The 21,404-nt window shown below is 59.1% G+C and carries 17 protein-coding genes and 1 riboswitch; of the genes, 6 read left to right on the top strand and 11 right to left on the bottom strand.

Features of this window, described 5'->3' with window-relative positions; genetic code table 11:
• Positions 1–16: 16 nt before the first annotated feature.
• From A6M21_RS07320 to A6M21_RS07290, 7 genes are all read right to left on the bottom strand, one after another.
• Positions 17–1,396 (bottom strand): UbiD family decarboxylase, encoded by a 1,380-nt coding sequence (locus A6M21_RS07320; RefSeq protein WP_078060476.1) that lies wholly within the window; start codon positions 1,394–1,396, stop codon positions 17–19.
• On the bottom strand, positions 1,377–2,732 hold the full coding sequence (locus tag A6M21_RS18350; protein WP_242868795.1) for a B12-binding domain-containing radical SAM protein: 1,356 nt from the start codon (positions 2,730–2,732) through the stop codon (positions 1,377–1,379). Before A6M21_RS18350 ends, A6M21_RS07320 begins: the two co-directional genes overlap by 20 nt.
• A 2-nt stretch (positions 2,733–2,734) precedes the next feature.
• The gene (locus tag A6M21_RS07310; protein WP_066667453.1) at positions 2,735–4,057 is read right to left on the bottom strand and encodes a glycosyltransferase family 4 protein; all 1,323 of its coding nucleotides are present in this window, start codon (positions 4,055–4,057) and stop codon (positions 2,735–2,737) included.
• Complete coding sequence (locus A6M21_RS07305) at positions 4,042–5,265, bottom strand: hypothetical protein (RefSeq protein ID WP_066667452.1); 1,224 nt, start codon at positions 5,263–5,265, stop codon at positions 4,042–4,044. Before A6M21_RS07305 ends, A6M21_RS07310 begins: the two co-directional genes overlap by 16 nt.
• 2 nt (positions 5,266–5,267) lie before the next feature.
• Complete coding sequence (locus A6M21_RS07300; RefSeq protein ID WP_078060473.1) at positions 5,268–6,179, bottom strand: bifunctional 3-deoxy-7-phosphoheptulonate synthase/chorismate mutase; 912 nt, start codon at positions 6,177–6,179, stop codon at positions 5,268–5,270.
• Between the two features lie 686 nt (positions 6,180–6,865).
• Entirely contained in the window at positions 6,866–8,290 is a 1,425-nt protein-coding gene (locus A6M21_RS07295) for an FMN-binding glutamate synthase family protein (RefSeq protein WP_066667450.1), read from the bottom strand.
• Positions 8,291–8,417: 127 nt separating this feature from the next.
• Complete coding sequence (locus A6M21_RS07290; protein WP_427854611.1) at positions 8,418–9,527, bottom strand: Gfo/Idh/MocA family protein; 1,110 nt, start codon at positions 9,525–9,527, stop codon at positions 8,418–8,420.
• 82 nt (positions 9,528–9,609) lie between these two features.
• On the opposite strand from A6M21_RS07290, the gene A6M21_RS07285 reads away from it, so the two are divergent.
• From A6M21_RS07285 to fbp, 3 genes are all read left to right on the top strand, one after another.
• A complete protein-coding gene (locus A6M21_RS07285; protein ID WP_066667448.1) occupies positions 9,610–11,202 on the top strand; it encodes a thiamine pyrophosphate-binding protein in 1,593 nt (530 codons plus the stop codon).
• 166 nt (positions 11,203–11,368) lie between these two features.
• Positions 11,369–11,914, top strand: coding sequence for a pyruvate kinase alpha/beta domain-containing protein (locus tag A6M21_RS07280; protein ID WP_066667447.1), 546 nt, complete (start codon positions 11,369–11,371; stop codon positions 11,912–11,914).
• Positions 11,915–12,137: 223 nt separating this feature from the next.
• On the top strand, positions 12,138–13,232 hold the full coding sequence (gene fbp / locus A6M21_RS07275) for a fructose-1,6-bisphosphate aldolase/phosphatase (protein WP_066667446.1): 1,095 nt from the start codon (positions 12,138–12,140) through the stop codon (positions 13,230–13,232).
• 103 nt (positions 13,233–13,335) lie between these two features.
• Here fbp and cobT read toward each other — a convergent pair whose 3' ends face one another.
• The 3 genes from cobT to A6M21_RS07260 all read right to left on the bottom strand — a co-directional run bounded on the left by cobT (position 13,336) and on the right by A6M21_RS07260 (position 16,330).
• Positions 13,336–14,403 carry a nicotinate-nucleotide--dimethylbenzimidazole phosphoribosyltransferase gene (gene cobT, locus A6M21_RS07270; RefSeq protein WP_066667445.1) on the bottom strand — a complete coding sequence of 356 codons (1,068 nt, stop codon included), beginning with the start codon at positions 14,401–14,403 and terminating at the stop codon, positions 13,336–13,338.
• Positions 14,404–14,475: 72 nt separating this feature from the next.
• Positions 14,476–14,665, bottom strand: a riboswitch (cobalamin riboswitch).
• 70 nt (positions 14,666–14,735) lie between these two features.
• Positions 14,736–15,791 (bottom strand): type 2 isopentenyl-diphosphate Delta-isomerase, encoded by a 1,056-nt coding sequence (fni, locus tag A6M21_RS07265; protein WP_066667444.1) that lies wholly within the window; start codon positions 15,789–15,791, stop codon positions 14,736–14,738.
• Positions 15,788–16,330 (bottom strand): ferredoxin domain-containing protein, encoded by a 543-nt coding sequence (locus A6M21_RS07260; protein WP_066667486.1) that lies wholly within the window; start codon positions 16,328–16,330, stop codon positions 15,788–15,790. The genes fni and A6M21_RS07260 overlap by 4 nt, the downstream gene beginning before the upstream one ends.
• 267 nt (positions 16,331–16,597) lie before the next feature.
• On the opposite strand from A6M21_RS07260, the gene A6M21_RS07250 reads away from it, so the two are divergent.
• Complete coding sequence (locus A6M21_RS07250; RefSeq protein WP_066667442.1) at positions 16,598–16,942, top strand: hypothetical protein; 345 nt, start codon at positions 16,598–16,600, stop codon at positions 16,940–16,942.
• Between the two features lie 34 nt (positions 16,943–16,976).
• Here A6M21_RS07250 and A6M21_RS07245 read toward each other — a convergent pair whose 3' ends face one another.
• Entirely contained in the window at positions 16,977–17,246 is a 270-nt protein-coding gene (locus tag A6M21_RS07245) for a YgaP family membrane protein (RefSeq protein ID WP_066667441.1), read from the bottom strand.
• A gap of 119 nt (positions 17,247–17,365) precedes the next feature.
• Here A6M21_RS07245 and A6M21_RS07240 point away from each other — a divergent pair, with 119 nt between their 5' ends.
• Positions 17,366–19,261, top strand: coding sequence for an NADH-dependent [FeFe] hydrogenase, group A6 (locus A6M21_RS07240; protein WP_282434534.1), 1,896 nt, complete (start codon positions 17,366–17,368; stop codon positions 19,259–19,261).
• A gap of 150 nt (positions 19,262–19,411) precedes the next feature.
• Positions 19,412–21,379 carry a glycoside hydrolase family 15 protein gene (locus A6M21_RS07235; protein ID WP_066667440.1) on the top strand — a complete coding sequence of 656 codons (1,968 nt, stop codon included), beginning with the start codon at positions 19,412–19,414 and terminating at the stop codon, positions 21,377–21,379.
• The last annotated feature ends 25 nt before the right edge of the window (positions 21,380–21,404 follow it).

Raw genomic sequence — 21,404 nt, 5'->3', positions numbered from 1 at the left:
TAAAAAACCTGCCCGTTTATTCAATCCGGAAATCGCGGACACCCGGCACCTGGACGACTTCAGCGAATGCCTGTCCGTACGGGCGGGTGGCGTCAATACCCATTACCGAGGTGATACCCATTGCCGGCGCGGAAGGATCCAGGTCGCCCCCGGGGATGTGCTCCAGAATAATGACATCCCGCGCCGGCTGTACCCGGGTGGCCACGGCCCAGTTCACCTGTACCGGGTCATAGATGTCCACATCGTCATCAACCACAATCACCGTTTTCGGGTGCAGGGCATCGCCGAGCACCGCCAGGAGCAGCGATCGCGCCTGCCCCCGGTACCTCTGCCGCAAGGAAACAACCACATTGAACTGGGTGCCGGCCGATGTCTGATAGCAGACTCCCTGCACTTCCGGATAGCTTGCTTTCAACCGTTCCCACAGGGCTGCTTCATAGCCGAAAGTCTTTAATACATGATTTTCCGTGCAGGGCAGGCCGGTCATCACCACCTGCAGCACGGCGTCCCGCCGGCAGGTGAGCGCGGTCACCTCGAGCACGGGGCTTTCCTCCCGAGCACCGTAGTAACCCGTGAACTCGCCGAAACTGCCCTCCATTTCCCGCACGCCGGGCAGAATGCGTCCCTCGATGACGATCTCGGCCCGCGCCGGCACCGCCAGATCCACTGTCAGAGCGGGCACCACCTCCACCGGTACTCCCCTGATGCCGCCGGCCACGGCCAGTTCGTCCACCCCATAGGGAACCTTCACCTGGGAGGCGTAAAGAATTACCGGATCCAGACCGATGGCGGTGGCCACCTCCAGGGGGCGGCCCAGGGCTTCCGCCCGGCTTAACTGCATGGCCAGATGCTGAAAGGGATAGGTTTTGATCAACATATGCCGCGGTCCTTTTAATTCCAGACGGGAAATAGCGGCATTATTGCACCCGGTTTGGGGATCCCGGCTGATCTGCACCCCGGCGGTGATAAAGGGTCCGGAATCAGACGCGTGCAGGACGGGAACCGGCAGATCAAAAAGGTTGATCTGCTCTCCGGTGTAAACCACTTCCCGGCAGGGGGCATCCGCAACAACCACCGGTACCAGGGGACTGGCCACTCCCCGGCGCACCCGTTCAATTCCGTCCGCCCATGAAGACGCTTCCAGCGCCAGCAGCGCCTTTTGACGATCCTGGCACAGCCCGCCCACCACCGGCATCCGGTGTCCCTTGATCCGCTCGAAATACAACGCCGGACCGCCTGTATCGGACATCTTCCGGATCCCGGCGGCAATCCCAAAAACGGGATCCACTTCCCGCACCACCCGTTTCAACTGGCCGCATTCCGCCAGAACAGTCATAAAATCACGCAAATCCCGGTACGGCACGCCTTTCTCCCCTTTAAAAAAGATCTGAAACACGGCACCGGCCGTCGTGCTCCGCGTATTCCCCGGCCGTGCGGGCCAGATAAGGGATAGACCAGTGTTTGTTTCTGGACCCGAATTCCGCCAGCACGTTTTCCCAGTCGCCGTTCAGTTCCGGCGAAACATAAAATGCCGGGTTGAACAAATCGCCGCCGGCCACTCCTTCTTCCGCCGCCCGGCCGGCAAGCGCCGTTCCCGGGTACAGGCGGATGCCCACATTGGCCAGCAGGACTGTCGTTCCCGCCTGTTCCATGTGCAAAAGGCTCTCCCGCAAGGTCGCCCGGTTTTCCCCCGGACCGCCCAGAAGCAGGAAGGGCATAAAGTTCACTCCGGCCCGCCGGCAGTTCTCCAGCACCGCAAGCACTGCGGAGGCGGAAAAACTTTTGCCCAGACCCTCCAGCACGCGGTCGCTGCAGGAGTCGATGCCCAGTTCCACCAGGGCGCATCCCGCCTCTTTGGCCAGCGTTAGAAATTCCGTACTACAATAATCCGGATGGGAATAGAATGTGGCCACCCACTGCACCTTTATTTCCCGCCGGATAATTTCCCGGCAGATGGCTTCGGCATGCTCCAGCGGGACATTGAAGAGTGAATCAACAAAATGTATGTGGTGAATATGCAGATGACCGGTCATATATTCCAGTTCGTCCGCCACCAGGCCGGGAGAACGCAGGCGCATCATCCGGCCCTCAACCCGGGGATAGACACAGTAGCTGCAACTCATCGGACAGCCCCGCTTGCTCTGGATGTTGCCCACCGGCTTCCCGCCGGCCGTGCGGTAGCTTCCCCGGGCAATCAAATCCCGCGCCGGCAGGGGCAGGGTATCAAGTTCACGGCAGAGCCAGGCCCCAACTTGCTCCTGCTTTCCGCCGCGCCGTGAAATCACACCCGGTACCGAACCGGGATCCCCGCCGTTCGTCAGGGCCTGCAGCAGGTGAACCATGGCCAGTTCCCCGTCGCCGACCACCCCGTAATCCAAATTGAAATATTCGAGAATGGGGCCGGGTAGCACGGAAAATCCGGAGCCGCCGGGAATCACCGGTACGCCGGCCTGACGGCAGACTTCCACCGGCACCCGGAAGCGGGGCAGGTAAAACTCGTTGATGGACAAAGGATACTTGACATTGTCAATGTTGCGGATGGATAGGCCGATCACTTCCGGAACGAAAGTTTCAATCCGCCGCTGCAGTTCCTCCACCGGGCCGGGGCAAAAACACAGGTCGAGCAGCGAAACGGCATGTCCGGCCTGGCGGAGGGAGGCCGCCACGCTTGCAAGGCCAAGGGGCGGTACGGGATAGGGGATTTTTTCCCGGTTCAGCGAAACCAGCAACACTCTCAAAGCAATGACCTCATTTCCGAAAACAGTTGCACGGCCCGGCCGGCCTGATGCTCCCAGGTCAACTCCGCTTCCACGAAGGCACGGCCGCTTTGCCCCATCTCGCTGCACCGCTGCTGATCCGCCAGCAGTGTGCAAATAGCGTCTGCCATGGCCCTGGTGTCGTAAGCCGGATAAAGCAAACCCCGCCGGGAAGTGATGATTTCATCATGATAACCCAGTGCGGGGGCAACCACCGGACAAGCGGAAGCCATCGCCTCGACCATGACAATGCCGGCGCTTTCCGCCACCACCAGCGGGTTCACAAAAACATCCGCACAAGCATAAACATTTTTCCGGTACTCACCCTGCACGTGGCCAATCAGCCTGACCCGGTCGTCAATCAACATGTTGGTGGCCAGGTACTCCAGGATGTCCGAATACTGCTGATACATAAAACTTTTTCCGGCAATAATCAGCAGTGCCTGCGGAAAGCTTTCCAGCACCAGGGGAAAGGCTGACAACAGGTGGTGCGCCCCTTTGGTGGCTTCCAGCCGCCCGAGGAAGAGTACGATCCGGTGTTCCGGCCTATCCCCGCCAAATGCCGAGCGGATCAACTCCTCCCGGAACCCCGGTGCCGCTTCTGCGGCAAACTCGTCAAGCCACACGCCGGCATAATGAATCTTGATTTTTTCCGGTTCAAGACCCAGTTCGGACACACCCCGCCCGGCGAAATAACGGCTGACGGCCCAAATGGCATCGTAGGAATTGAGACAACGGCCCAGCTCTTTATGCAGCGCCGGTCCGTCCAGGGTTTCTTTGCCGGCCAGATTTAAAAATTCACTGAAGTGCAGGTATTCCGCCGCACTAATCGGATACGACTGCAACAGCACAGAACAGGGGAGGCCGGTTTTTTCCCTGATCCCCGGACCGAACCAGCAAACGGCGTCGCTGATCTGGACCACTTCCGCCCCGCAATCCTTGAGCAATCCGGACAGCCTGGCGGTGGCCCGCTCCAGCACGCTTTCGTTGCCGGCCGGAAAGGGCCACAACCACTCTTGAATCAATTCCGTAGGGAAAGCCGTCGGACCGCCCAACTCTTCGGCCACCGCCGCCGGCAGTGTACCGCCCTCCCCCATCAATTCCCGCAGGGGCAGCATATGCACTCTTAAATTGGATAATCCCGTGCCGAAATCAGAGTGTTCCGCCGGGGCGGAAGTCAGGGCCAGACAGAATACATCCACCCGCTGCCCGCTCCGGGCCAGGGCGATGGCCAGGTTTTTTACCCGCTCCATGCCCCCTTGATGCAGCGAAAACCATTCTTCGATCAACGCAATATGCATTTGCCGGTCCCCCCCTGAGCCTGTCCAGCACCCGCGGCCAATTCGGCCGCCCGGGACTCTTGAAGCGAAAGCCACTGTTCAAGCGCATCCGGCTCGTTGATCCGGACCGCCCGTTCGGCGACGGAAGCGCAATAACGGCACCGCCCGCAGGCAAGCTGGCAGTCCTGAGTGAAAAAATGCTCCAGGAAACCGTCCAGTGCCCGGTTGTCCAGTTCCACGGGCACGCCCGGCCGCAGGCCGGCGCGGAAGTCCAGCGCCTGCTCCCATTCCCGGCCGGACATCCCCGGCGGTTTTTTAGCGTTTGTTTCACCCACCTCCGTGCGGGCCACGGCCAGCAGTTCCAGCAGGTTCCCGTCCCAGCGCCGGGCCAGGTAGGCTCCGGCCAACCGGCGCAACCTTTCCCGCTCCCACTGGCGGTTCCCGCCCTTAAAGTGGTTGATTCCGATCCGTTCGTATACTTCCACATCTTCCGGCCTGATCCAGCGTGATTTGATCAATTCTTCCGGATGGCGGTAGAAGTACAGGCCGCATTTAAGCAGGCAATAATCCACCTGGATGGAATTTGCCCGGGAAAGGTAGTCTTCTTGATCGGCATGGCCGTTAATGTTGTAGTGATACTGCCGGTAGGGGCAGCCGTAAAGACAGCAGTCGTTGGTGTGCAGTTCCAGGGGCACCCGCGCGGCCTTTACCGCCTCCCGCAGAAAGGGGAAATTGCGGTTTTGCATGTAATCAAGAACAATCATATCCACGCCCAGTTCCTGAAAGTGCATCAACAGGGGAATACTGTTGATATGCGCGATTACTGAAGCCTTCACCCCGACCCGGGGGAAATTACGTTTGACCATTTCAATCAGGTAGGGCACAGTTAGTACCACCGTGTCCGCGCCCAAACCGTTGACGATTTGATCAAAAAAGGCCAGCAACCGGGCGGCGTAATCATTCTTGAACTCGCGGTTGCCCAAACAGGGGGCATTGGCTATGTAGGCAAACCGGATCCCCCGTGCGTGCATCAGAGCGACCTGCCGGGCGGCCTGTTCAAAATCCACCCCGGCCAGATACATGCCGGGGCGGCCGCTGCCCACCGGCGAAAAACGCAATGAACCAAAAAACTCGCCCACCTGGATGCCGCGGCCTGTCTTGTTCAGGCGGGCGCAATCATCAATCAGTCCTTCATCCCAGTTAAACGCCAGACTGTAACTGCTGGACAAGACTATTCACCCCCCTTTGTTCCGGCAGTACCGTTTTCCGTCTTCCGCAATCCACCGGCTTCATTCCAGGCATTCACACGGGAACTCCAGAGCGGAATCACCCGGCCCCTTTTCCGTCCGTGAAACCCGAAACAGCCAGTTTCAGCCAGCAGCGCCTGAAACTGGGCAAAATCAAGGCTTTGCTGGCCGTCACAGAGCGCCTTGGCCGGCTCGGGATGCACTTCCATCATCAGGCCGTCCGCGCCGCAGGCCAGCGCCGCCCGCGCCAGGGGAGCCATAATATCCTTGCGGCCCAGCGAATGGGAAAGATCGACAATGATGGGCAGGTAGGTAAACTGCTTGACCAGGGCCACACAGGAAAGATCCAGCGTGTTCCTGGTATAGCGTTCAAAAGTGCGGATACCCCGTTCGCACAGGATTACTCCGGCCCGTCCGCCGCTTAAAATATACTCCGCAGCCAGAATGAACTCTTCCACGGTGGCGGCCGGCCCTCTTTTCAACAATACCGGCTTGTCCTGCCGGGCGAGCTTTTTGAGCAAAGAGTAGTTTTGCATGTTGCGGGCGCCGATCTGCAAGACATCCACATAGTGTGCCATCAAGGGAATATCCGCCGGATCCATCACTTCGGAAACAACATGCAGGCCGTATTTTTCCCTTGCCTGGGCAAGCCAGACCAGGGCTTTTTCCCCCAGACCCTGAAAACTGCGCGGTGAAGTCCTGGGTTTAAATGCGCCGCCGCGTAAAATGCGCACCCCCATGCTCTTTAAGAAAGCAGCTGTTTCCAGTACCTGCTCACGTGATTCGACCGCACAGGGTCCACACCAGAGACTTTTTTCACCTTCTGCACCTAGAATCATTTCAAGAGCGGGGTTATTTCTTTTTACTATGGAGTGAGTAAATTTTCCCTCTGGCATAATCTCGACTCCTTATCATTCTTTACAATGCCAGAACAAACCTAGCTTCAAGAGAAAAAGTTAAAATAGTAACCACTTTAACAGCGGTAATAAAATAAGTAACCCGTATTACGTGGCTCGATTCGCCAAATTACTTGATGATGGTTCGTATTTCATTCCAGACAATCGTTCACTCTGCCGCTGTAGATATCACCCTCTCCCTGTCACATCGCGATAGCGCCCAATGCACCTACAAGCATAAAATTTCATACGCGGCACATTGTATCTGTTACTACTGCGCATTGCGTTGAAAAAGATTGCAAGAAGCACTTTACACGACATCGCACAAGCACGGATTTGATTATAAACATAACCTGTTAAAATGGTATTAGATTTTTGTAAAATAATATTTAAATTTTCATTAAAGATCAGATATGGAACTATTGTCCTGGATAATAGGCATATGACACTTAACATACTGTAGGAAAGCGACAGTAGTATCATTTTCAAAAATCCATTGGTACTAGTTTCGGGCAATGATCATATTAACTTTTAACAAGGTTTAAATATTGTCGAATAATATGCATTTTTGTCGTTACGTCTCACTGTCTCCGATAATAATGGCCGGGTGGTGTCCCGGCCGGTTTTGGTTAAAAGCAAGGACGGCGGCATAAGAAAATGCCGCCGTCCTTGCCGCTTTCAGCTGTTCAGTGTATTTGCTCCTGCATCCCGGATTGACCGGCTTCCCGGCTCCAGCCGGCAAAATTCATGTGTTGATAATAATCCGCCTGAGCGGCCGGCGGCACACCGGCGTAGGCCACGCCGAGCGCTTTGGCCAGCCACGGATCCAGGCAGCACAGGTCGGTGGCATCCAGTTCACGGACGGCTGTCTTGCCCAGGGCGTACATCAGGGAGGTCATTTCCTGCACGGCCACCTTTAAAAAGTTGACCACCGAAGCAGCACCCAGGGCGGGGTCAAATTCATCCCGCATCCGGCCTGTTTGCAGCACCAACTGGGTGGGCGGCTCGGTTGGGGCCACTTTGGTTATTTGCTGGGATACCAGGGCCAGTACGGCGGCAGTGCCGATATAGACGGCATCCGCCCCCAGGGCCAGCGCCTTCACAAAGTGCCCGGGGGTGAACAACCCTCCGCCTGCCAGCAAGGAGATGCGCCCCTTCTGGCCCTGTCCGTCCAGAAAACGGCGCGCACGGGCAATGGCGTAGATGGCGGGCAGGCCAAGATCATCTTCCGATGAGGGCGAGGCCCCGTGAGTGCCCCCTTCGGCCCCGTCCACCGTGACAAAATCCACTCCGGCCTGTATGGCGATCGCCAGTTCATGTTCCAAATAATGCGAGGCGGCCATCTTGACCCCCACCGGCACGCCGGTTTCTTCCTTCAGCCGCCCGACCAGTGAAATAAAATCCTGCGTACTGTTGACACCTGGAATGCGGGAATGCAGCACGGAATCCTGGCCTTCTTTCAAATTGAACACCTGCCGCATTTCGGCCTCGATAAACCGCGCCTGCGTACGCTGCGGGGAGGCTCCCTGGGCCCCCTGGCCCAGCTGAATTTCAATGGCGTCCAGCTGCCCGTATTTATCCGGTGTATTCAAATAGCCGCCCCGGTTGTACTGTCCGATCAATTTTGCCGCCGCCCGGCGTTCTTCGGGCAGCAAGCCTGCTTCCCCGGTGTTGGTGGCGGTACCCGTCTCAGTGGCCGCCTTGGCCAGGGCCACCTTGGCCTCTTTACTGAGCGCGCTGCCGTACGACATACCTGTAATATAAACCGGGATCCGCAGTTGCAGGGGTTTGGCGGCCAGTGGGCCGATTACGGCGCCGGTGTCTATGGTCACCTGATCTTCCACCGGAAAACGGTATAAATGCACCGGGTTTAAGAGCAGCATCTCCCAGGGGGAAAGGTGCATGTGGGTACCGAGCGGCCGTTCCAGTTGCTGCCCCTGGGTGGAACGCATCCACAACTCCATCAGGTTGAAAAATGACGTCCGCTTGAGCACCGACAACACCATCAGCATGTTATCCGTGTATTTGTCTTTCATCATCTTGAACATCAGATCATCCGAGGCTTCATCCGTTATACCGCGTAGCAGGTTGCCCATCCATTGCCAGGCCATAATTTGTTCACCATCCTGAAATTATTTTTATACGTTAATGTAAACAGGCCGCTCTTGAATGTATGGCTGAAACGGCAGGGTACGGCCACCAGTCCTTTCATTGGCGGACTGTACTAAATAATCGTCTTTACTGGACAATGCCCGCCTGTCCGCCCAGGGCCGGCGCGTAAACCGGCCGGTATGTATCCTCACCGTCAACGGGCACGATTTCCCCTTCCGCAATTGATTTCAGTATGTCGTGTACAGTTTTCAGATCGCCGTATTCCATCTCGGGGGTGACGCTGACCGGTTCGCTGCCGGTCAGGGCGTTGTAAAAGTTGAGCAGTTCGTTATAATAACCCCTTTGCACCTGGTAGGGAACCTGCTCCTTGCGCCCGTCGTTGAAGGCCAGATTGATTGTCCCCGCGTCCCGCTCCTCCAGATAAATCATACCCTTGGTGCCGAAAATGCGCAGTCCGATCAGGGGGCGCTGCATTTCCCGGCCGGCGCAAAAAAAGCTGAAGTGACCGGTGACGCCGCTCTTGAACAACAGGTTGACCTGAATCACCGCATAAGGGGAATAACCGGCGGCCTGCGGCCGGCCGAAGGCCTGCAGGCGGTCAACCGGACCGAAAATATGGCGCAGTCCGGCCAGGTCGTGTAACGCGGTGTCCGTAACAGTACCCCCGGGAAACTCCGGGTGCTGGCGCCATTCCGTGGCCGGAAACTTGTCCTGCAGCATATCGGCCTGGAAATCGACCACGCGGTTTTGAATGAAGTAGTAAATATCGCCGGCGCGCCCGGTCCGGACCAGATCCCGGAGCAGGTCAATCTCGTGGTTATAGCGGTAATTCTCGGCAATCATCACCGGAATCCGGTATTTCCGGGCCAGTTCCCGCGATGCTTCCGCCTGTTCAAGGGTGGGAGCGAGCGGCTTCTCACAAATAATTCCCTTACGCCGCCCGGCAAGAGTTTTGGCCACACCCTCCGTAATTTCGAAATTCAAGGCGATCGGTACCATGATATCAATAACATCCAGATCCTCTTTTTGACGCAGCATTTCCCGCCAATCGGTGAAAACACTCCGTTCGTCCAGGTTGAGCCGGCCGGCCCAGACCCGCGCTTTTGCCGCATCCCGGTCGCAGACGGCGGCTATTTCGTAACGGTCGCCCAGTTGTTGATAGGCGGGGTGATGCAGGCGTGCAAAGGCCATTCCGGCGCCAATCACGCCCACTTTCAGCTTCCGCAAACGGATCACCTCTCATTGGATTTATGTTAGTATGCAGGATTACGATCAAGGATATTCTTTAAACAAATCGCTGCGCAAGGAGGTATGTCCAATGGGGCAATACAACCTGGCCCGGGCGATGGTGCGGCAGTTGGCGTCCTGGGGGGTAAGGACGGTATACGGAGTGACGGGCGACGATATTCTGCCGTTTCTGGACGCACTGGCCCGTGAAGAAGGTATTGGCTATACCGCTGCCGCCCATGAAGCCGCCGCCGCATTTATGGCCTCCTATACAGCCAAAATGACCGGCCGACTGGGAGTTTGCACGGCCAGCGCCGCGGGAGCGGTCAACCTGCTGCAGGGTCTGGCGGACGCCCGCCTTGACGGCGCCCCGGTACTGGCACTGACCGGACAGGTGAACACTCCTGAAATTGCTACGCCGGCCAAACAATTCTTTGATCAGCAAAGTTTGTTCAAAAATTTTGCCGCCTACACCGCACTGGTCACCAATGCCCCGGCCGGCCTGCGCCTGTTAATCCGGGCCATGTCCCGGGCGCTGCTCGGGCAGACCGTCGCTCACCTCAGTATTCCGGAAGACCTCTGGTCCGGCACGGTGCAGGCCGAACCCGGCACGCCGCCGGCGCTGCTCACCGCCGCCGGTCGCGGCTGTCTGCTCGGGGATCTGGAACGTGCGGCGGAGTTGATGCAACGGGCTGGAAAACCCCTGGTGCTGGTCGGCACAAGGGGAAAGGAAGCGGTGGCGGAAATCCGGCAACTGGTTGACGCCTGGGGGGCGGCGGTGGTGGTGGCCCAGGAAGCCAAGGGGGTGATTCCCGACGCCTGGCCGGAAGTAGTGGGCGGCATTGGTGAGGCCTGGCTTCCCGCTTTGCTGCCCGATTGCGACTGCATTTTGCTCATCGGGCAAGCTTCCTTTGAAGAAAAGTATTTGCCCAAAACAGCCACGATTCAAATTGAATCCCGGCCTGAGCAGGTCAACGATATCTATCTTTGGGATTCGCTGGCCGGTGATGTGCCGTTCATAATCAGCCGCCTGACCGGTAAGCTGGCCGGCCACCGGACCGATCCGGCCTGGCCGGAACGCATTGCCGCAGATAAAAAACAGTTGCTCCGGCTCTGCGGCGCCGACCGGCAAAACAATGAACGCCCGCTTCACCCGGCCCGCCTGATGGCTTCCTTAAGCGAAGCCGTGGCCGAAGATGCAGTGCTCACTTTGGACGAAGGGGCGTTTGTGCACTGGTTCGACCGGGATTTCCGGGCCGCGGGGCAAGCAATATTGCTTTCCCACCGCTGGCGCAGTATGGGCGGCAGCCTGCCCGCAGCAATCGCCGCCCGCTTGTGCTTTCCGGCCAGGCAGGTGATTGCCCTGACCGGTGACGGAGGCATGCTGATGTCATTGGGTGAATTGACCACTGCGGTGAAATATAACCTGGGCATTGTGGTAGTGGTGGTGAACAACGCCCTTTACGGTCTGGAAAAGGACAAAACCCTGGCGGCGGGCTTAAAACCGCTCGGCCTTACCATCCAGGGCCCTGATTTCAGCCGCTATGCCCGGGCTTGCGGCGCCCGCGGCTTCAGGGTTGAAGATCCGCGGCAGTTGGATGAAACACTGCGCCAGGCACTGTCTTCCACCGGACCGGTCCTGGTTGATGTGGTTTGCCGGGACGCCAGGCTGCCCGCCGTATGAGCCGGGCAACCCGTCCACCGGCCGGCCACCGGGCCTTATCGGTGTCTATGGATATATAAGGCAACAGTTTTCACTTGAAGCTGCGTCATCCGACTTGTCAAACTGGTCCAAACGGACTAAAATAAGGAAGATGAAAGCAAAGGGGGGTTATAGCAGGTTGGAACCGATGTACTGGCCGCAAAAAGGCCCGGTAAACACTGATCAGACCATCGCACTGGCCCTGCAAAGGGCGCGGGAACTGGGCATAAACCATCTGGTAGTGGCTTCCTGCAGCGGTGCTACGGCCAAAAAGCTGGCCGGACGGGATTTACAGGTGGTCTGCGTCAGCCATCAGGCAGGCTTTACCGGTCCCGGGGAGGATGAAATGCCCGCGGCGGCACGCGCGGAACTCACCGCCGCCGGCGTACGGGTGCTCACCTCCACCCATTTGTTGGGTGGAGTGGACCGGGGGGTGCGGAACAAATTCGGCGGCGTTTACCCGGCGGAAATCATCGCCCAGACGCTGCGCATGCTGGGCCAGGGACTGAAGGTCTGCGTCGAAATTGCCGTCATGGCCCTGGACGCCGGGATGCTCCCGGCCGGCCGGGAAATCATCGCCATCGGCGGCACGGGTACGGGCGCCGATACGGCAGCCGTGCTCGCGCCGGCACATGCCAGCCACTTTTTCGACACCAAAATCAAGGAAATCATCTGCAAGCCCCGGGAATTTTAACTGCGGTAAAGAACGGTAAGCATGTGCAGTGCTTCATTTGCCGGCGTGACGGGCCGGCATATAATTCACCAGGGCTTTGATTTGTATGACACATTTGTGCCAGTCAGGCTGAATAGTGTCGCTACAATCAAAAAGTTTGTTTGTTTTTTTACCCTTCAAGCAGGAAAAACAGTAATTGTGACCGAATATAAATATATAATTTATTTGCATGGGGAGGATTTTAATGGGTAAGAAGATCACCGTTTCGGTCATCAAAGCGGACGTGGGCGGCTTTGTGGGGCATTCCAGCGTCCATCCCGCCTTGCTGGAAAAAGCCCGGGGCATGCTTTCAGGTAGCTCCCTGTTGATAGATTCTTACGTGGGGTATGTCGGGGACGACATCGATCTGATCATGACCCATGAGCAGGGCCGCAACAACGGGGAAGTTCACCAGCTGGCATGGGACATTTTTATCGCCTGTACGGAAATTGCCAGGAAACTCAAGCTTTACGGAGCCGGACAGGATTTGCTGGCGGACGCCTTTTCCGGCAATGTCAAGGGCATGGGCCCGGGCGTGGCGGAAATGGAGTTTGAAGAGCGCAAAAGCGAACCAATTATCGTGTTCATGGCCGATAAAACCGAACCGGGGGCCTGGAACCTGCCCCTTTATAAAATGTTCGCCGATCCGTTCAACACCGCCGGTCTGGTCATCGATCCCAATATGCACGACGGTTTCCTGTTTGAAGTACGCGACCTGATTGAAAACAAGCGGATCACTTTCGCCTGCCCGGAAGAAATCTACGACATGCTGGTATTCATCGGCGCCCCCGGCCGCTACTGCATCAAACGCATTTTCCACCGGCAATCGGGTGACATCGCCGCCGCTTCCAGCACCCAGCGTCTGAACCTGATGGCCGGCCGCTACGTGGGCAAGGACGACCCGGTGTGCATTGTACGTTGCCAGAGCGGCATGCCGGCGGTGGGCGAAGCGTTGGAGCCTTTCGCCCAGCCGCACCTGGTCAGCGGCTGGATGCGCGGTTCCCACAGCGGCCCGCTGATGCCGGTGAGCATGGAACAGGCCACCCCTTCCCGCTTCGACGGTCCGCCCCGGGTGGTCGCCCTGGGCTTCCAGCTGGCCGAAGGAAAACTAATCGGTCCGCGCGACTTTTTTGCCGATCCGGCCTTCGACCCGGCCCGGCAAAAGGCCAACGAACTGGCCAACTATCTGCGCACCCTCGGTCCTTTCGAACCGCACCGCCTGCACCTGGACGAAATGGAATACACCACCATGCCCCAGGTGAGCAAAAAGCTGAAAGACCGGTTTGAAAAGCTTCGTTAGTTGAATAAAAGGAGCGGGCCTGAAAACCTGCTCCTTTCACTTTTGCGACAGGTGGTTTTAAAAAGCGGCCGGGCCGGGCGAAAAAATGTCCGCCGTACAAACGCTATTTCAAGATCATTGATTCGTCCAATTCGCTCAGGCCCATTTCACTGAAACTGGCCATTTCATTGAGCACCCGGACGGCCGCCTCCACCAGGTGCATGGCCAGGGCGGCGCCGGTGCCCTCGCCCAGGCGCATGTCCAGGTTGATCATCGGTGCCAGGCCCAGGTGCTCCAACATTGTCCGGTGACCACGCTCCCCGGAAAGATGGGAGGCCAGCATGAATTCCCTGCATCGCGGCTGCAAGGAGACGGCTAGCATGGCCGCCGCAGTGGTGATAAAGCCGTCGATGAGCACGGGTACCCGGCCGGCCGCCGCGCCCAGAATCACCCCGGCCAGGGCGCCGATTTCCAGACCGCCCACCTTGGCCAGCACGTCCAGCGCATCGGACGGATCGGGCCGGTTGACGGCCAGCGCCTGCTTAACCACTTCCACCTTGCGCTGCAACACCTGGTCGTTGACCAGCGTGCCGCGGCCGGTCGCCTCCTCCGGGGTATACCCGCCCAAAGCAGCCAGTATGGCGCTGCTCGGTGTGGTGTTGCCGATACCCATGTCCCCCAGCCCGAGCAGGGTGACCCCGCGCTCAATTTCCGCCCGGGCCGTTTCAATCCCCACTTCCAGCGAGCGCACGGCCTCCTCCCGGCTCATGGCCGGACCAACGGCGATATTACTTGTGCCGGCGCGCACTTTGCGGTTCAGCACGCCCGGATGGTCCACCGGCACGGCCACGCCCACATCCACCACCACCAGACGGGCGCCGGCCAGCCGGCCCAAAACACCAATCCCGGCCACCCCCTGTAAAAAAGCGGGGATCTGCTGGCAGGTAATCTCCTGCGGTGCTACACTGACTCCTTCAGCCACCACCCCGTGGTCACCGGCACAAATGATGATTGCCTTTTCCCCCAACCGCGGCCGCGGGTTGCCGGTGATGCCGGCCAGGCGCACGGCGATTTCCTCCAGTTGCCCCAGGCTGCCCGGCGGTTTAATCAAAGAATCAAGCCGTTGTTGGGCTTCGGCCATCGGCTCCGCGTAAAGCGCGCCGATTTGAGCAGTGGTTCTTTCCAGTAGCATGATCAACACTCCTTTGCACTTGATAAAATAAAAAAGTCCACAGCCAAAAAGCCATGGACTTTACCATCATCCCAGGGAAATTGCCGGCAGGCAGGTCTCCTGGCTCGGGTTCATCGCAGATCCACGCCTTCCCGGCCAGCGGCCAGTGACATCATGTGGATATGCTTCCCTTTACAGTGGCGGGACCGCCCGGGAATTACACCCGGTTCCCTATTCTCCCCCCGGTCAAAACCGGCGGGGCACCTGCCGGATTAAACATATTACAGTTTATAATTATTTATATTCTCCGCCGGTTTTCTTTTTCCTGCCGCGGCGCCGGAATTTTCTTTCTTTTATCCCGGCCGGCGGGCGTAGACATCCACATCAACGCCCCGGCACCGCAACCATTCCGCGGTGCGGCCGGTGATCACCAGCGGTTTGCGGACCAGGGCGCGTAAGTCGGCGGCGCCCGCCATCAACATGACGGCACGCAGATCACCAATCATCTGCTCCAGCCAGCGGTCCAGTTCCCCGGGCGAACCCTGCACCAGCCGCTGCAGGGCGGGACGCGCCAAAGCGGCCAGACCGGCCCCGGCGGCCAGGCCTTTGGCCACGTCAAGCGCCGAGTGCAGACCGCCCGAGGCGATCAGAAACAGCGGCCGTTGCAACTGCAGCGCTTCCAGCAGGCTGACCGCCGCCGGAATGCCCCAGCCTTCCATTTCCGGCCGCCGCCGCCCCCGCCGGGCGCTCTCGATGGCGAAAAAATTGGTCCCCCCGGCACCGGACACGTCGATGTAACGCACACCCGCCCGGTAAAGCGCCGTTACCGCCTCCCGGGACAGGCCGAAGCCGACCTCTTTGACGATCACCGGTACGGACAGGCATTGAACCAGGGTGGCGATATTGGCCAGCACACCCCGGAAATCGGTTTCCCCTCCGCCCATGGCCAGTTCCTGGGGCACATTCAGATACAGCTGCAGACCATCCGCATGAATCATTTCCACCGCCGCCGCCGCTTCCGCCGGTGTGCAGGCGGCGCTTAGATTGGCCAGCAAAACTCCGTCCGGATTTTCCTCCCGGGCCGCGGTATAAGTGTAGGCCAGCGCCGGCTCGTCCAGAGCGGCGCGCTGGGAGCCGACGGCCATGGCGATGCCGGCGCGCCGCGCGGCCCGGGCCAACCGGCGGTTGATTTCCGCAGTGTCCGGATGGCCGCCGGTCATCGCATTGAGCATCAAGGGCGCCCGCAGAGGTTTGCCCAGAAACGCACAGTCCGTTTTAACTTCGGCCAGCGATATTTCCGGCAGCGCCTGGTGAATCAGTGCAATGTCCTCCCAACCGGCGGTTGCAGCGCGGTCGCAGATTTGCAGGGAATAATGCAGATGTTCCAGTTTGCGTGATTTTCTGGTCATGATTTGACAGCGGCCGTTTTTTCCGGCCGGTCGAAGTAAATATTTTTGCCGCTGGCCGAAAGGGGGATGCCCACCACGACGGCACCGGGCATCAGGCCCATGCGCCTGGCCACCACCCCCACCCGGTACATAATCCTGTTGTCCACATTGAACAGGCTGGCCGTTTTGACCGCCGAACCCAGCGCGATGCCCACATCCAGAAGCCGCCAGGCGCACAGCGGCCCGGGAAACTCCGGTCCTTCGGCGCTGGTCAAATCAGCGCAACGGCTGTGCCCGCAGGCGCCGCAATTCAGCCCCAGCGGCTTGTTTTCAGTCAGGGAGAGCAGCAGCACCGCACCGGAACGGCGCACATTCTCCGCATCCCGGTCAAAGTTTATTTTCTTCGTTTCCCGGCCGTAACGCTCCATCCCGTCGGCCAGACGGTTTAATTCTTCACCGGTCAGCACCTTTGTACCGACAAAGTCCTGTCCCAGCCCCTTGGGCGCGGTGCGGGCGGACAGGGCCATCAGTCCGGCCACCAATTCGACAACCTCTGTCATCAATATCACCTCACGTTTGCTGTTTACCAAAACCGGTCATACAAGCCGGCAGTCACTTCCCGCCGGCAGAGCCGCCGGCCCGGCCACTGAAAAATGCATTTCAAAATTGATCTTCGGCGCCGGGAGGAAAATCCCTGCCATTTGCTTCGCCCGGAAGTGCAGCAAAAAAAGACAAAAAATTTTTACCCCGCCGGCCGGTGGCGGCAGGAATCTGTCCGGCGGAAAAGAAATATTATAATCAATCAGAAAAAACCAGGGGGGGTAGCTATGTATCATCCGGGCGAAATTAAAACTCCCGGCTTGGAATTGATGCTCATTCTGATCCGGCTGATCATTTTTGCGGCTGTTGTTTTTATTGTTTCCGGAGTAGGCATGCTGGCCCACATACCGCCCGTAATTACCGGAACGGCGGCCGGCATTGCGGCTTTTGCACTGCTGCTGGGCGGCCTTTATGAGGTGGTTGATTTCCGCTGTCCGCACTGCGGCACGGTTACCCGGGTGATTAAGAATTTCGGCTCCTTCCGCTGCCCCGCCTGCGGTCAGGCCAGCTACATCGAGAACGGCCGGGCCGTGCCCACGGAAGCGGACCGGAATCAGTTCCTTAACCTGTAGATCCCTGCGGGGATCTTTTGTTTTTACCGGCCTGCTACTGCATGGCCCTGCTCCTGAAGCGCAACACATCCTCGGGCATGGGAAAGTCCTTCAGTTCCTCATTCTCCTCCTCCCGCTTTTTTCCTTCCGGCAAAGTGTTTATATTCATCACATCATACCACAGACAGTAACCGGTGATCCCCTCCAGCACCCAAAAGGCTCCCAGCACCTTGAACAAGGGCTGCCGTGCCACCGCCGCCGCTGCCGCCCCGCCGATAATACGCGCCACCCGGTCGGCCGGACCGACATTTTTTTTCAGATACAAGCAGTCCACCTCCCCTCGCCGTTAGCTTGCACCTTCCGCCGCCGCAGTATACACGGACGCATGAAAACGCCGCCGCGGTAAAAAATATGTTTTAGCTGAACAAGAGGAGATGATCCGCCGTGGAAACAAATCCGGCCGGCATACAAACGGAAGCGGCCGTGCCGCCCGCAACGGCGCCGGTGGAGGGAAATCACGGGCAGGGGACGTTTTCCGGACCGGACACCCCCGTAGCAGCACCGCAACCGGAAAATGTACGCTTCCGGATCAACGGCCGGGAAGTGGAGGCGCCCCGGGGAAGCAACCTGCTGGAAGCCTGCCGCGCCCAAGGCTATGATGTGCCCAGCCTGTGCTATCTGCCCGGAGTTCATGAGGCCGGCATCTGCCGGGTCTGCCTGGTGGAAGTGGAGACCGGCGGCCGGCGCAGCCTGCAGGCCTCCTGTGTATATCCGGTCAGCGCGGGGATAAAGGTTTATCCGGACTCGCCCCGGGCGCGGCGTGCCCGCAAAAGAGTAGTGGAACTGCTGCTTTCGGAACACGAAGTGGACTGCACCAACTGCGTGCGCAACCTGAACTGCGAGTTGCAAACGCTGGCCGATGAAATGGGCATCCGCAAGCTGCGGGTAACCGGCGAGAAACGGCACTATCCGGTCTATGATAAAAACCCCTTCATTGTACGGGATTACAACAAATGCGTCAAATGCCGGCGTTGCGAAGCCGTATGCCGGAATGTACAGGGGGTGGACGTTTATGCCGCCCGCAACCGGGGATTTGACACCGTGATCGCACCTGCTTTCATGAAAGACCTGTCCGAAGTGGACTGTATCAGCTGCGGGCAGTGCGTACTGGCCTGTCCCACCGGCGCCCTGCGGGAAAGGGAATATATCGATGAAGTCTGGCGGGCGATCGAAGATCCGGACAAATTTGTCATTGTGCAAACCGCCCCGGCCATCCAGGTAACCCTGGGCGAAGCCTTCGGCCTGGACCCGGGCGCCCCGGTGCGGGGAAAGCTGGCCGCGGCTTTACGCCGTCTCGGCTTCGACCGGGTGTTCACCACCGAACTGGCCGCCGATCTGACCGTGGTGGAAGAAGCCAACGAACTGCTGGCCCGGCTGCAGGGCCGCGGCAGGCTGCCCCTGATTTCCTCCTGCAGTCCGGGCTGGGTGAAATACTGTGAACATTTTTACCCGGAGTTTGTGGACAACCTGAGTACCTGTAAATCGCCGATGGAAATGTTCGGTGCACTGGCCAAAACCTACTACGCCGAAAAGGAAGGCCTGGATCCGGGAAAAATGGTGGTGGTCGGAGTAATGCCCTGCACGGCCAAAAAGTTCGAGGCCGCCCGGCCGGAACTGGCCACCCGGGGCAGGCGGGACGTGGACTACGTGCTGACCACCCGGGAACTGGCCCGCATGCTCCGCCAGGCCGGAATCCGCTTCGATCAACTGCCGGAGGAGGACTTCGACCAGCCCCTGGGCACGGCCACCGGCGCCGCCGCCATCTTCGCCGCCACCGGCGGAGTGATGGAAGCAGCCGTACGCACGGCCGCCGCCCTGGCCGGCGATACAAAGGCGCCGGTAAAGCTGGAGTTCAAAGAATTCCGCGGTTTGAAGGGGATCAAGGAGGCCCGGGTCAAGCTGGCCGGCCGGGAGTTGCGCCTGGCCGTGGCCAGCGGCACGCGCAACGCCCGCCGGCTGCTGGAGCGCATCAAATCCGGGGAGAAATTTCACTTTATCGAAATCATGGCCTGTCCGGGCGGCTGCATCGGCGGCGGCGGACAGCCGGTCATGGGCCGTCTCGGCCGCCGCGAAAAGGAAATGGTGGACCGGCGCATGCAGCGGGCCAAAACCCTTTATAAAATCGATTTGAACAAAGATATACGCCGGGCGCACGAAAACCCTGCCGTCAAGCAAATCTACAGCGAATATCTCGGCAACCCTTTAAGCGAAAAGGCACGCGAGATCCTGCATACACACTATACCCCCCGCAAACGCGCAGTCAACCGCTGGCTGCACTGAAAATGAAAACGGACGCGCCGCACCCCGCCCGCGGCGCATTTTTTCTTGCCTTGCGGCGGTGCTTTGATTAGACTATACTAGTAATCACTCTGCAACAACAAACCGGCTCTTACATATGTTGTTAATAACCGGACCCGAGGAGGTTGTCCCATGACCGAGATGATTACTCCGGAGATGCCCGGCGGAATTACCGGCAACGGCCGCATGCTGGCCGGGATTAAGGAAAACGGCCAGCTGATCCGCTTGTTCTGGCCGCAAATCGACGCCGGGCAACACCTGGGCAGTTTCTATACTGGCCTGCGTCCCGGGCAGGGTGAAACCATCTGGCTGCACCTGGGGCACTGGCAAAAACAGCAATCTTACCGGGAGGACACCAGCATCCTGGTTACCCGGCTCTCCCGTCCGGAAACCGGTTTATCCGTGGAACAAACCGATTTCGTCCTGCCGGACGATGATGTGCTGGTGCGTCATTACCGGATCATCGGGGGCAAAGAGGTCGAATTAAAGCCGGTATTGGTTAACTACTGTTCTTTTTTAATTGACGAATCACCGCTTTACGACGGCATGTATGTGGCTTTTTCCCGGTCCGCACTGGTGCAGTTCCGGCGCAATGTATTTTGGGCCCTGGCCGCTCCCGGCCACCGCCTGCTCGGTTATCACTGCGGCCGGCGGAACACTTACGGCGACCCGCTCAACGCCGCCAACCAGGGAAACTTTCCGGGCGGCTCGTCCAACATCAGAAACAGCGCCGGCGCGGTGGCCTGGGAAATGGCTCCGCCGGCACCGGGAAAAAGCATGGAAATAACCCTTTACCTGGCCGCCGCGCACAGTGAAGAAGAACTATTTTCCCTGCTGGACAGGATAAAAAGCTCCGCCGGTGCGGAATGGCTCAGGCAAACAACCGCCTACTGGCACGGTTGGCTGCCCCCCGCCGCGGCAAACAATCAGCCGGACGAAGAAAACCTGGCCTACCGGCGCTCCCTGATCACACTAAAACTGCTCACCAACCGCGACACCGGCGGCATTATCGCCGCCCCGGAATTCGACCCTTATTACACCAGCTGTGGCGGCTACGGCTACTGCTGGCCGCGGGACGGCACCTATGCCGCCGTGGCCCTGGCGGAGGCCGGTTACCTGAAGGAAGCGGCAAACTTCTACCTCTTCACCGCCCGCATCCAGGAAAAAGACGGAAGCTGGCAACAGCGTTATTTTACCAGCGGCCGCTGGGCGCCCACCTGGGGACAGCAAATCGACCAGGTGGGCACGGTGCTCTGGGGATACGGCCACTATTACCGGCTTGCCGGGGATGAACGCTTTATGGAACAAATCTGGCCCGCCGCCAGCCGGGCGGCGGATTATCTGACCGGATGCATTTCACCGTCCAACGGCCTGCCGGAAGCCTCCATGGATATCTGGGAAGACGAATTCTGCCAGAGCACTTACGCCGCCGCGGCTGTATACGCCGGCCTGACGGCGGCCGTCCGTCTGGCCCGGCTGAAGGGTGAAGACACACTGTCCGGCCGCTGGAAACAGGCGGCGGAACAGATCAAAACAGCCGTGCAAAACCGCCTTTGGAACGGGGAACGGCGGTGTTTCCTGCGCGCGGTGGCCAAACAGGTCTCCCGCGACGACTACGAGCGTGCGCGAACCCGGGGGGAGACGGTCTGGACCGGGAAAGACCCCTCCGGGCTGTACGACCTCTTTTGGATCGGCCGGGATACACGCATCGACGCCGCCCTGCTGGGCCTGCTGTTCCCTTTCGGCCTGCTGGATCCAACCGGCACGCGGTCCGGAAACTGCCTGGAAAGTATGCGCCGCACCCTGGGCCAAAGCCCGTCCGGGGGGATTTTGCGCTACGAGGATGACGCCTACGCCGGAGGCAACCCCTGGATTGTGACCACCCTCTGGCTGGCCATTGTCAGCGCCCGTCAAGGCCGGCGTGAAGAGGCCCGGTCGCTTTACCGCTGGGCGCTGGCCAACGCCTCCCCCACCGGACTGCTGCCCGAACAGGTGGACAAAAAAAGGGGCGGCCCGGCCTGGGTACTCCCCCTGGCTTGGTCGCACGCCATGTTCATTCTTTGTCATCTGGCTTTGCAGGATGGTTTGAAGGGGTTATAATTAATTCCAGGCCGCTGCTGCCGGA

Origin of the sequence: Desulfotomaculum copahuensis (genome assembly GCF_001655685.1) — a bacterium.
GTDB lineage: Bacteria > Bacillota > Desulfotomaculia > Desulfotomaculales > Desulfovirgulaceae > Desulfotomaculum_G > Desulfotomaculum_G copahuensis.
This window is presented reverse-complemented; position numbering and strand designations above follow the sequence as displayed.

Excerpts from the sequence above, each read along its gene's own strand:
- A6M21_RS07310 (WP_066667453.1), bottom strand. The coding sequence starts at position 4,057 with ATGCATATTGCGTTGATCGAAGAATGGTTTTCGCTGCATCAAGGGGGC.
- A6M21_RS07300 (WP_078060473.1), bottom strand. The coding sequence starts at position 6,179 with ATGCCAGAGGGAAAATTTACTCACTCCATAGTAAAAAGAAATAACCCC.
- A6M21_RS07295 (WP_066667450.1), bottom strand. The coding sequence starts at position 8,290 with ATGGCCTGGCAATGGATGGGCAACCTGCTACGCGGTATAACGGATGAA.
- A6M21_RS07285 (WP_066667448.1), top strand. The coding sequence starts at position 9,610 with ATGGGGCAATACAACCTGGCCCGGGCGATGGTGCGGCAGTTGGCGTCC.
- A6M21_RS07280 (WP_066667447.1), top strand. The coding sequence starts at position 11,369 with ATGTACTGGCCGCAAAAAGGCCCGGTAAACACTGATCAGACCATCGCA.
- fbp (WP_066667446.1), top strand. The coding sequence starts at position 12,138 with ATGGGTAAGAAGATCACCGTTTCGGTCATCAAAGCGGACGTGGGCGGC.
- cobT (WP_066667445.1), bottom strand. The coding sequence starts at position 14,403 with ATGCTACTGGAAAGAACCACTGCTCAAATCGGCGCGCTTTACGCGGAG.
- fni (WP_066667444.1), bottom strand. The coding sequence starts at position 15,791 with ATGACCAGAAAATCACGCAAACTGGAACATCTGCATTATTCCCTGCAA.
- A6M21_RS07260 (WP_066667486.1), bottom strand. The coding sequence starts at position 16,330 with ATGACAGAGGTTGTCGAATTGGTGGCCGGACTGATGGCCCTGTCCGCC.
- A6M21_RS07250 (WP_066667442.1), top strand. The coding sequence starts at position 16,598 with ATGTATCATCCGGGCGAAATTAAAACTCCCGGCTTGGAATTGATGCTC.
- A6M21_RS07235 (WP_066667440.1), top strand. The coding sequence starts at position 19,412 with ATGACCGAGATGATTACTCCGGAGATGCCCGGCGGAATTACCGGCAAC.